The organism is Anabaena sp. PCC 7938 (assembly GCF_049315035.1).
Lineage (GTDB): Bacteria > Cyanobacteriota > Cyanobacteriia > Cyanobacteriales > Nostocaceae > Anabaena > Anabaena cylindrica.
In genome coordinates, this window is sequence record NZ_CP186034.1 from 5,279,644 (window position 1) to 5,291,841 (window position 12,198).

At 36.9% G+C, this 12,198-nt stretch carries 7 protein-coding genes and 1 pseudogene; 2 read left to right on the forward strand and 6 right to left on the reverse strand.

From position 1 onward, the window contains the following. Positions 1-148 precede the first annotated feature (148 nt). Positions 149-349, reverse strand: a complete 201-nt coding sequence (locus tag ACOWPH_RS23695) for a hypothetical protein (protein ID WP_015212565.1) — start codon at positions 347-349, stop codon at positions 149-151. A 387-nt stretch (positions 350-736) separates the two neighbouring features. On the opposite strand from ACOWPH_RS23695, the pseudogene ACOWPH_RS23700 reads away from it, so the two are divergent. Then, positions 737-1,796: pseudogene (locus ACOWPH_RS23700) on the forward strand (class I SAM-dependent methyltransferase). Between the two features lie 696 nt (positions 1,797-2,492). Here ACOWPH_RS23700 and patX read toward each other — a convergent pair. The 5 genes from patX to ACOWPH_RS23725 all read right to left on the reverse strand — a co-directional run bounded on the left by patX (position 2,493) and on the right by ACOWPH_RS23725 (position 10,035). After that, positions 2,493-2,729, reverse strand: a complete 237-nt coding sequence (gene patX, locus ACOWPH_RS23705; RefSeq protein ID WP_015212567.1) for a heterocyst-inhibiting protein PatX — start codon at positions 2,727-2,729, stop codon at positions 2,493-2,495. Positions 2,730-2,830: 101 nt separating this feature from the next. Next, the gene (locus tag ACOWPH_RS23710; RefSeq protein ID WP_015212568.1) at positions 2,831-4,579 is read right to left on the reverse strand and encodes an FAD-dependent oxidoreductase; all 1,749 of its coding nucleotides are present in this window, start codon (positions 4,577-4,579) and stop codon (positions 2,831-2,833) included. A gap of 418 nt (positions 4,580-4,997) precedes the next feature. Then, a complete protein-coding gene (locus ACOWPH_RS23715; protein ID WP_015212569.1) occupies positions 4,998-6,152 on the reverse strand; it encodes a glycosyltransferase family 4 protein in 1,155 nt (384 codons plus the stop codon). Between the two features lie 106 nt (positions 6,153-6,258). Then, positions 6,259-7,035 carry a PIG-L deacetylase family protein gene (locus ACOWPH_RS23720; RefSeq protein ID WP_015212570.1) on the reverse strand — a complete coding sequence of 259 codons (777 nt, stop codon included), beginning with the start codon at positions 7,033-7,035 and terminating at the stop codon, positions 6,259-6,261. Between the two features lie 648 nt (positions 7,036-7,683). Continuing rightward, positions 7,684-10,035, reverse strand: a complete 2,352-nt coding sequence (locus ACOWPH_RS23725; protein WP_015212572.1) for an NHL repeat-containing protein — start codon at positions 10,033-10,035, stop codon at positions 7,684-7,686. A gap of 881 nt (positions 10,036-10,916) precedes the next feature. Between ACOWPH_RS23725 and ACOWPH_RS23730 the strand changes: the two genes are divergently transcribed. After that, positions 10,917-12,086: a glycosyltransferase family 4 protein gene (locus tag ACOWPH_RS23730; RefSeq protein WP_015212573.1), complete on the forward strand. Its 1,170-nt coding sequence runs from the start codon at positions 10,917-10,919 to the stop codon at positions 12,084-12,086. Positions 12,087-12,198: the final 112 nt, after the last annotated feature.

Consider the following 12,198-nt stretch of genomic DNA (forward strand, 5'->3'; position numbering starts at 1 on the left):
CACGTAGTGTGCCGGAGGCATAACCTAACAAATGCGTCGGGTTGCGCTGTCGCTTAACCCAACCTACAAAAAAATGGACAAGGTAAAAGCCACCCTCAAGGGTGGCTTTTTTTCAAAACTGTCTAGTTGAAGCAATCAAACAAAAACCTTAACTCATAGAGGCGTGACTGCTGCTATAAATTGTTTGTGTAGTGGGATCTATCTTGCCTTGAATGGGGTTCCAGTAATGGGATAGTTCTTCAGGAAGACCGAGTTCTTGTGCAGCACGCATCAGCATTGATTGTTGACGGTTCTTAACTTGCTGATGTTGACGTACCATTAACGCACGGGATTTTTCTTGAATAGACATAACTACAGTCCTCACTATTTCTTACTAATAGAATTTTTTCCTTACCCATTTATAGTAACAGGATTTCTGTAGCGTATGTTACGGAATTGAAAATAATTTACAAAAATTCATAATCAAGCGATCGCTATACTTCTACTTGGTGTACGGAATATCATGGATCAATCCAAAAATTATACGTAGTCCAAGACGAGTATTTATAGCCTTTCCCACTCTAGTAAGATACAAAATTACCCCTCCCCAACCCTCCCCTTGGTAATGGGAGGGTGCGCGACAGCGCGGGTGGTGTGTATTTCATGAGATTGGGAATTGCTATATTTCCAAAAAGCTTTATTCTTGATGGTGATTCCAATACAATAATTGACGGTAATAAAATTTAATCTATTGTTTATGTCTGACACCTTAAGCAAGTTGACCTATCAGACTTTTCAACAAGGAAAGAATTACTTCAGTTTTGCTCATAAAATTTTAACTTCACGGTTAAGAAATTTAGTGCATCCCACACTAGCACAAACGAGCCAATTTATACCTCAAGAGGCAATACCCAAACTGCAAAACAGATTAAATCAGCTACTAGAAACTGACTGGCAGGATGCAGAAAAAGGAATATATCCCACTAGTGTATTATTTGATAATCCTTGGGAAGATTTTTTCCCGCTATTATCCACTAATTTGGCTAGATTTACCCGCAAGTTGGGAAAGATCCCTAAAAAATAGCCAACAAGTTTTTTCACCAGAAATAGATAAAGACAGTTATCCTAGTTACTATTTGCAGAATTTTCATCACCAAACTGATGGTTATTTGAGCGACCTATCAGCCAATTTATATGACTTACAGGTAGAACTTTTGTTTGGGGGTTCAGCTGATGCCATGCGGCGACGTATTATCGCCCCGCTGAAAAGAGGTTTAGCAAAATTTCAGTTTTTGTCACCAAAACAAATCCGAATTCTAGATGTAGCTTGTGGCACTGGGCGGACTCTGAAGATGATACGCGCAGCTTGTCCTCAAGTTTCTTTATATGGTACGGATTTGTCGCCAGCTTATTTACGTAAATCTAATGAGCTATTGTCTCAAAATCCGTTGGAATTACCACAACTTTTACAGGCAAATGCTGAAGAATTACCTTATTTAGATAACTATTTTCATGTGGTAACTTCTGTGTTTCTTTTTCATGAGTTACCTAATACTGTGCGTCAATCAATTATAGAACAATGCTTTCGGGTGTTAAAACCAGGTGGAATCTTGATTATATGTGACTCCATTCAGAAGAGTGATTCACCTGAATTGACTCAGGTGATAGATAACTTTCCGAAAATGTTCCATGAACCTTACTACAGAGATTACACTACTGATGACTTGGTAGAGCGTTTAAAGAAAGCGGACTTTGAGAACATCGACACACAAGTCCACTTTCTCAGTAAGTATTTTATTGCACATAAACCAGTTTAAGGTAACGCAGAAGTACTCATCTGGTTCAGGCTAATGACTATTGAGAGTCCTTGACACCACTGTAGATTTTGGGTTCTGGATTAACTGTTTTATGGATCTCCCAAAATATTCAATATTCCTACTGGATATCGCACCGACTTTGACGGGTTAACCACAAGAAGTACAATTCTATTCTCTTCCTGCTTTCCGGCTTCCCTAATATATAGACGGCTAATACAAAACAGCAGCAGTTGAGGAAAACTAGTCGAGTATGTATATGAGTTACTAAGTCATACCATTTTAGATTTTGGATTCTCAAAGAGTTAATGGATCAACTTTTTAGAATATCCATTGATCACAATCTTTGTTCTTTATTGGTATCACTAATACAAGCTAAGTTTTCCACAATTACTGGATGTTTCGAGGGAATACTAAATAATCGCTCAGTTGTGCAGTTGTGTAGTGCTTTAACTGTCTATGTCTTTAGTCAGAGGAGATGAAATCTGGAACGATGAATAAGTTATGTAGTGCTTTAACTGTCTATGTCTTTGGTCGGAGAAAATAAAATTTGGAACGATGGATAAGCTATGAAATGCTTTAACTGTCTATGTTTCGGTTCGACAAGTTGTGTCAAGGATCTTAAACACCCAGTTCGCAGGTAATTTGATTCCTTTGCTGGCAACGAATTCTCGTACAAGCGGTCTGAAGCTACAATTGCTAAACAACTGAATGGATATTTCTGAAATATTCCATTGATTCTCTACGTCCACTACCACGATGAGGGGCTGGCTGTTCTGGTTGGTTAGGCCCTGGTTTGGGATTATCAGCCAGTAGCTGTTGTGAACCAGAACCAGCAAGCAGGAGGTAGGAAAGACGAGTAAGCATCGCTTCGCCGTTAAAAGCTAAGGAGCCGAATACCAGACTCGATACTAAAAGTGAAATGGCAGCACGCATAGTAGATGTCTATTTTAGAACTCTCTACTTCACTGATACTTAACATTTATATGATGATCCGGACAATTTATCAAAAAGTATTGTATGTGACTGCAAAAAAATCAATTTGATACTTCGTCGATATATTCGACAAGTAGCCAGTGACCAGATGAATTTAGATTTCCCCAGACGGTAAGCTTTTGTTGCTGAGGAAGGACTTGCAGTTGCTTGTCAATATGCGATCGCAATGTCACAATTTGCCAAGTTATATGTGAAAATTCAGTGGGATTAATAATACTAAATCTATAATCTTGTTGGTCTAGGCGATTAAAAATGCCTATGAAACAATCAAGATTCGAGTAATCATACTGATTAACCAATAAAGCCGGGCAATTACCACTAGTTGGATATGCTTCTGGGTTTTCCAAATAATGAATTTGCCAGTTTAACCACTCTGGATGATTGGTTGTTACGTTAAATAAAGGAACAATTACAGCAGGCGATCGCTCATCAGTTAATAAAGCTGTTTGCAACTTCCTCACCGGCAAATCCCTGGGCTGACATTCTAGCTCACAACATAGAGCAGCTGCCATACCCGCCGCTTGACCAATACCCATCACTACAGGCTGTAGTCTGGTTGCCCCATTTGCTATGTGAGACACAGAAATATTCTTTTCACAGACCAGCAAACCATCTGTAGACTTAGGAATTAGACAACGATAGGGAATGGTAAAGGGTGTTCCTGTCCAACGTCCCCCCCAGCGAATAGATTTAGGTTGCAGTGAGAACTTAACACCAGGGTAATGGTGATCATTGGCGTAGTTACCAACAGCAACTGCATCATCAAATTTAGCTGCTACATTACCACCTGCTAATGGCAGAATATCCTGCTCACAGACAGTAATCAATCCCTCTAAACGGCGACTTTCGCGGTAGTAGGGATGCAGCGCAAAAGCTGGAGAAACACTAGGAAAAACTCCTGTTGCTAAACCGTAGCGCCTACCAAGCTGAGTTTGAATAAAATGGGCAAAATTTTGACTATGCCAGAAACATTCTTGCTCAAACTCGCGTCTTGCTATCTCCGACTCTATCAAACGATCAGCCTTTTTACCGTAGTCATTGCCACAAATAGGCCAATTAATCATAAATCGACCATCAGGCGATCGTCCATAATTCAAAAACTTCTCAGCACCGTAATCTGACCAAGCGCCTGTAAACAAAGAAGGGTCATAATGAGGAGCAGGTAGAATTTCTGGGGCGATACTTTCACCAAAATCTTGCATCACCACGACCCAAGTTGGTGATTGTACAGGATACCTTGCGGTGAGAGCATTAGGGACAATAGGGGCGCTCGGCTCTCCCCACTCTGACTGCAATTCCCAACCCCAACGGCAAGGCACTTCCCCTAAAGCCAATAAATCTCCTAATTCCGTACCATCAAGAATAATTTTGGCCGTGACTGTGAAATCTGCAAAGCGTACACCTGTAATACAATCTCCCTGACGCAAAACCTCCAAAGGTGTTTTTCCCGAAATCCATTGTAAATTCGGTAATTCCTTCGCCCAGTCAGCAAAAATTTCTGCACCTACACGCGGATCATAGCTAAAAAAACTCACCCAACTATTATCTAATCCTCCCGGCTGTCGTTGACGTAACTCTTGTAAAAAAGCACCCCATAGCCCAGTTTGAAAAGCTTCTAATTCGTTACCATCAGGTGCAGATACGCCCGCTGAGGTGAGCATTCCGCCTAACCAGACAAATTCACTCACAAGAATGGTTTTAGCGCCTCTACGTGCTGCTTGGATAGCCGCAGCGGTTCCGCCGGTTCCACCGCCAACAACTAGGACATCGGCTGTATACTTGTGATTCATAATATTATGTATTAAGTAAATTTGTCGTGCTGATTATATATTGCATTACATTAGCCATTGGCATAACTCACTGACTAAATTTAATTCAGATACAGCGGATTTCATTTAAATGAGATACAAACTTGAACAATGAAACTCTTGTGGTGCGGGCATCTTGCCCGCTAGATATATACCTTCCAACCGCGAAATCCGCTGTATGTCATCAAGCTCCGTCTCAGACCAAAAATAATTCTGTTAATTTTTCTTTCATTTAATTGATGCAATAAATTCCAACCCTTTTATTTTTCTGGTTAATTTGGCTTATTTCTTACTTCTTTAATCCGGAGAGTGACAGAAGAGGGATATAAGCATATACTCAATCGCACTCTGTGTTAACAACTAATACAATTTAGAACCAAACTCTCCCAAGGTATGTAAATCAGTAATTATCTGAACTTGATATTAATACCTTTTTACCTGCTACTAGTTCTCTTGTTTCCATGACTTTAGGAACATTGTATTTTCTCATTAATTCACTGTATACAGTCAATGTTTCCTGATTTACTCGTGCAGCGCTGAATCTTTCTAAGTTTTGTTGGGCGCGGAATTTCCACTTTTGTAACTGCTGGGAATCGCTGAGTAATTGCCCTAGGGCATTAGCTAAAGTTTGGCTATCTTGAGGTGGAACTAGAATACCTGCTTGCCGATGATCTAAAGTCTCTGGAATGCCATCTACATCACTAGCAATAATTGCACAACCGGCTTCTCGTGCTTCTGTTAATACCAAACCAAAGGATTCGCAGTGTGAAGCGAGGACAAAGATATCTGTTGATAACATATAGCGTTGTGGTTCTGCTTGAAAACCTTCAAAATGAATGCGTCGGTGTAGTCCTTTATCTCTAAATGTTTTACTTTGGACTATTTTCTCAAAAATAGGCCGATCTGGGCCGTCTCCTACTAAATATAAATGAGCGTGAGGAAAATCTTGAGCAATGAGGCTAAATGCTTCAATTAAATCACCAATACCTTTGCGGCTATACATTCCGGCTACGGTAGTGATGGCTGGATGATGGAGTGCTAGGGGTTGGTAATCTTGAATGTTTCTATGTCGAGGACTACCTAAGGTGCCGTTGGCAACCACACACAACTTTTTGGCTGGGATACCGCGCCGAATCATTGAATCGGCGACTGCATGACTAACTGCAATTACTCTATCTGCTAATCCCATGAGAACTGCACTACGTTGAAATTCATTATGGACAGTAGAAACTAAACTATAGTTACCACTATTTCTAAAAATTCCCGCCAGCACAACTCCTGTCATCATATGAGTATGAACAATATCTGGTTGAAATTTTTTGATAATTTCTCGATAACGCCAAGCAGCTTTGATCATGTTGAGTGGCGACCGTGATTGATCTAGTTTAAAGTGCTTAATACCATGATTTGCTAATAATTCCTCATATTGTCCACCTGATGATGCTACAGCAACATGAAGTCCGTTTTTTGCTTGTAAACAGGCTAAGTCTACTGCTACATTGACAATTCCATTACCTATTTGTTGCAGATGATTTGTAATATGCAAGATTCTCATTTAATTTTTCTCCACAGCAATTATTTTTGGCAAATATCATGATGTTCCTTAATGTAAATATAATTTTCAATTAAATCTACATTAGATAATTAATCAGTTAATAAGATTAAGATTTAAAGAAGATTTCTTCTGAGTGTAAGAATCGTTTTATAAAACCACGAGGTAGGCTTTGTATTTGAGAGGGATAGGCTGCGATCGCTCTTTTTTTCTTTTCTTGCACTGAGGTAATTGAAAGCCGATAAGCTGCTCTGATATCCTTTAATTTCAAGAGGATAAATAAAGGCGCTCTCCAAAACACCCAAATAGGATACTGTAATAGTTCTACTATAATTCCTGATTGGGTGATTGCCTCCTGAACTAAATGATATGTAGCTTCATGATCTTTATGACAATCTTTACGATGTGGAACATAAATTTCTCCTGGCTGATAAAGTTTTAGTAGTTCAGAAATCTGGTTAATTATCTGTTGTTTTTCCTCTGGATTTAAATCTGGTAAACTTCCATCTAGCTTATCCAAAAAATGAATTTCTGAAGGCTTTACTCCCAAAATTTCTAGTGCATTTAAGGATTCTTGTTTGCGAATATGAATAATTTTATTTTGAATATGTGGATCTGAACCATGAGAACCTCTGCCGTCTGTCAAGAAGGTGACAACTACTGGTATTTCTTGTTCTCTTTTTCGTGCAATCATCCCACCACAACCAAAAGTTTCATCATCTTGATGGGGAGAAAACACCATTGCTGGTTTTTGACTAAATTTTAGTGGCTGACTTCCCCAATTCAAAATCCATTGTGTAAGTAATTGGGAATGAATATATTGTATTTGATTGAGAAAATCATTAGGAATTAGTTTTTCTAATTTAATCAGGCTAATTTTATCCATTTTTTTCTTATTTATTAGAATGTGTATTAATACTTATTAAATATTGATTAAAATTATAATTTTCCCTTGAGAGTATTTGAAAAATCAGCAACTAATAAGTATATGTTATATATCATAATTAAATATGCTCTCCAGTATTTATTTTTTTTGTGAATTTGCGCCATAAATATGAAGGAAAGTTAGAAGTAACTTAAAATTTATTTTCTACTTAAATATGGCAGATGGCTTGACATTCTCGATTGTATTGCATCTCACCAAAAAGCGCTATATCAACTTTATTACAGTGTCTATAAATAATTTATTTAGCGAAAATGGATATAAAATTTCCCGTTCCTATCCTCTGTCAGGACTTATGCAAAATGTGATCGAAAACCTGATTCTTCAGTAGCGGTAATTCATGAATTACCGCTGCTTTCTTTGTTTTACGCGTAAGTCTTACCTGTATGGGAATAAATTTTAGAAAGCTCTGCCTATGGCTAATGCCACGCTGTATTATCAATATTTGTAGAGGCAGAGCCTCTGTGATGGCATTCCTAGTCAGAGACTAGGAACGAGATAAACTGAGCTTATGTTGAAACTAGTGAGCAATGTGTTTTACCCAGACAATAGTCAATTTTTTGAGTGAATTTTCAGCTTTTTTCCTCAAGTTTAAAAACGATAGATAATTACTTTTCCATTCATATTTTCTTCTACAAAGACTAAGTATTCACCATTAGACCGACGAAAAGCCCGGATACCGTGGGGAATATCAACCCAGCCACTTTCTCCACCAACTTCAGGGCCAGGACCGAATTTGTGTAAGAGTTTTCCTGTTGCAGCTTTATAGACATAAACTTCTGCGGTTTTCACAGTCACTGCAAATACATAATCGCCAGCTACACTCATAGCTGCGGTAGAAATTTCTCGCTTCCCAGTAGAGTCATAGGGAACTACAGTTCGCCATTTGGGGGTGCGATTTCCTTTATTCCAATTATCAAAGCGGGCAATTTCTGATCCGACAACTCCAGTATCATCCCCAGAAGCTGGATGTTCTACGGTGAAACCTGATAAATACATAGTATCTGTTTCGGGAAAATACTCAATTCGCCGCAAATCTTTAAAGACGCTGGGAGTCTTATGTTTTTGCATGGAATTATAGGTATAAATGGGGTTGCCTTTGCTATCTAATCCCTGTAAAGGATAATGGCGAATACCATCTTCTGTTCGCAAGGTTTTCCAAACATCACCTTTGTTGTCAACCCACCAACCACCTATGTAGGGATAATCTTTGCTGCTGTCGTACTCTTTTTGATCAAATGCACCGTTTCCATTACTATCTCGCCAAATCCATTCCCCTTGGGTTGGTTGGTGGGGAGGCCAGTTCCCGTTGATAGATTTACCTTGGTCATTAGTGCCTACAAATAACCCGGCTGGAATAGCAATTTTACCGTCTGTAGCGGGTTGAAAACGATAAATTTGCAGTAAGCTGCCAAACATATCTGTGAGGAATAAAAAAGGCTTTCCTTGAATACGACGAACAAAGGTACCATCTGGGGATGTGTGTAAACGAGGATCTTGAGGATATTTGAAAGGATTAACTGTGTAGGCTTTATAAGTCCACTGTTTACCCACTGGTTTACTATAATCCATCAAGTATTCTTCATGCTTGGTGAATACATTTATACCATTACTTTTGGGGTCAGTATCTGCATTATCTACAAATATCAAGCCTAGTAATTGCCATTGTTGTTTTCCAGCGGCTGAAAATTTTCTTAAATCTGTGCCTGATTTGTTAAAGCCATTGTTGTTGATATAGATATTACCTGCGCTATCTGTACCGACTCCGGTAATTCCATAGAGTTTCAAGCTTTGCACTTCACCAGGGACACCGCCATAGATACCATTTTTATCGCCGAAAGTTCCTACTTGTTTAGGGTTGCCTTTAATTGTATAAATTAGTACTTGCTGCCGGAAGCTATTGTCTGCCACTAATAGTCTATCTTGTTTGTAAAGTGCGATCGCTGTAGGGTCAACAACATCTACAATTTGTTCAGGCAATTTTTTACCCGTTTGGGAATAATGCACAACCTTCCCAGCAGTGCTACCTTTTTTATTTTGAATAATCCATAAGTCTCCTTGTGGATCAATAGCTATTCCTCCCGGATTAGTAACTGCAAAGCTGCCCATTTTTTGCATTGTTTCAGTATTATAAATACCCACAATGTTATCAATGGCATTACTCACAAATAGCTTATTACCTACAATTGCTAAACCAGTGACTTCACTTTTATCACTAGTAATTAACATACTTTTATCCCAGCCATTACCGCCAGAAAAAGGTACGGGTTTTCCTGCTAAATTATAGCGTCGTACACAGTACCAAGTTTTACCTTCTGGAGGATAACCTTCTTTTCCATTATTCATCCCACTCTGAGACATAGCAAGATAAATATACTTGCTATTGACTGTCACCGCTTTACCACCAAGACGATTCCAGCCGTGAAGATCTTCTAGAAAACCAATAACTTTACCATCTTTATATATTCCCGCTTCTCCTCCTGCTTCATCCCAGTAACTATTAGTGTAAATTTCACCATTTGCTGTTACATACATTGTTTCCACATTATTTTGTACTCGCAACTTTCCTTTGCCAATGGTGTTACCAAGCCAAGAAGTTGTATATGTAAATGTAGGGGTTTTAGTTGTTTCCTTCTGAGAAATTTGATTAGTAAATTCAGATGTTGGAGTGATTTCCGTAGTAGAGATCTGATTATTAACGTTAGATGTTTTAGTTGTTTCTGCTTTAGAAATTTGATTAGTAAAGTTAGATACTGTAATGCTTTTTGTCGTAGCCTGATCCATTGCCATGCCTACGAATATCGCCATTAAAACACAAGTTAAACAGAGTAAAATATTAAAAGCTATTTTTCTCTGCCAATATCTACTCTGAATTGACTTTTTTATAAATTGATTAAGTGTTTGGCGGTTTTTTTTAAGGTGTGAAATTAATATTTTGATCATGGAATTACTATGATTGCATATCGGCAGCTATCATTACTTTGAGATGAAGTGATGAATGTAGATGAAATTGCTATATTTAGTTTGAATTGACTAAATATTATCAAAAATGAAATTTAGCTCAAGAAATTAAAACTAATAGTTAGGGAAATCATCATAATTAGTCTTAAACTTGGCTTACAAATGTCTTTGTTGCACTTATTTACTTCATACATTCTGCCTAAATAAGATAAAATTTATCTTATTTATGCTTAGGTATTGGCAGAACACATGAATAACCTAACAAATAAATAGCATTGATTATATATTTTCATCGAAACTTTATCAAGACTATATATTTTTTTCACAGAATAGTTATATCTAAGTGGCAAATATTATTTTTTCTGGGAAGGTAATATTTAATACAAATCAAATATTAAATAAATTCTTTAGATAGAGGTTTTATTAATCAAAAATATTTTACACTGCCATCACAACAAATTGAGGGCAATAAAAATACTTTTGATTTTCTGGTTGACAGTCAAATTAAAATGGTTTATAAAAGAATTTTCTATCTTTTTAAAGATATTTATAAAATTGCTATATCTACCAAATTGATATACTTATTGTAGTATTCGTGAAAATGTGTAACTACTTTTCATAAAAAACTCTAAACAGAAAATTTACGTATAGTATTTTCTAGTCTAATGAAGTACAAAAATATCTGCGTCTATCTGCGTTTAAGTATTACTGCTTGTACCTCACTTGAATGGGAATTGCTATATCTAAAAAATTATTAATTTATTCAAAAATAACCTGATTTGTAATTTTTTAAAACGTAAAGAGGTTGAATTGGGTATGAAAGCGAACAGAAGTAAGCTCAATTCATGAGAGGAGAAAATTAGGTGGGAAGTAACGAAAAAAAGATTGATTCATCATCTGCATCTATTTTAACCTTAGGAACAGGTTGGTTTCCTAAAAATCCAGGAGGATTAGAAAGGTATATTTATGAACTAACTCATAAATTAGCTGCAAATCAAGACCGGATAGAATTATGTGGAGTTGGTCTACCAAATGCTGAAGCAGATACACCAGTTAAATTAACTAATTTAGCATCTCCTGATAGTCTAATTTGGCAGAGGTTATGGTCAATTCGTTCTAATTTTCAAAAAACAAGATTAGATAAACCTGATGCTATTAATCTGCATTTTGCATTATATAGCTTTCCCATTTTAGATCTTTTACCTAAAGAAGTACCAATCACTTTTAATTTTCATGGTCCTTGGGCTTCGGAAAGTCAAGAAGAAGTAGCAAATCAGAAACTTAGTATTTGGCTAAAGCAGCAGTTAATAGAAAAAAAGACTTATGACCGATGCGATCGCTTTATTGTTCTTAGCAAAGCATTTGGTCATATCTTACATCAAAAATATCAAGTTTCTTGGGACAAAATTCATATTATTCCTGGTGGAGTAGATATTCATCATTTTCAAAATAATTTATCGCGACAACAGGCTAGAAAACAACTCAGTTGGCCAAATAACAATCCCATCTTATTCACATCTCGTCGCCTTGTTCATCGTATGGGAATTGACAAATTATTGCAAGCAGTAGCGGCAATTAAACCAAAAATTCCTGATATTTGGTTAGCAATAGCTGGACGTGGACATATTCAAACTTTATTACAAAAACAGGCTCAAGAATTAGGTTTAGAAAATAATGTTAAATTTTTAGGTTTTTTACCAGATGAACAGTTACCAATTGCCTACCAAGCGGCTGACTTAACTGTTATGCCTAGTCAATCTTTTGAAGGTTTTGGATTAGCAATTCTTGAATCTTTAGCTTGTGGTACTCCTGTTGTCTGTACTCCTGTGGGAGGAATGCCAGAAATTTTACAACAATTTTCACCGGAATTAATTACTGATGATATTAGTACTAAAAGTATTGGAGAAAAATTAGAACAGGTATTGTTAGAAAAAATTTATTTACCTTCTAGAGAACAATGTCGTCATTATACAACTACAAATTATGATTGGAATCATATTTCTCAAAAGGTACGACAAATTTTATTAAATTAAATTTGGAATATGACTACAATTTTCATAGGTATCTGTTAAAAAATGTGTGTACATTTTTAGACATATTTCAATTTGGCTACTGTCTTTATATAAAGAAATTAAAATCGGGTTT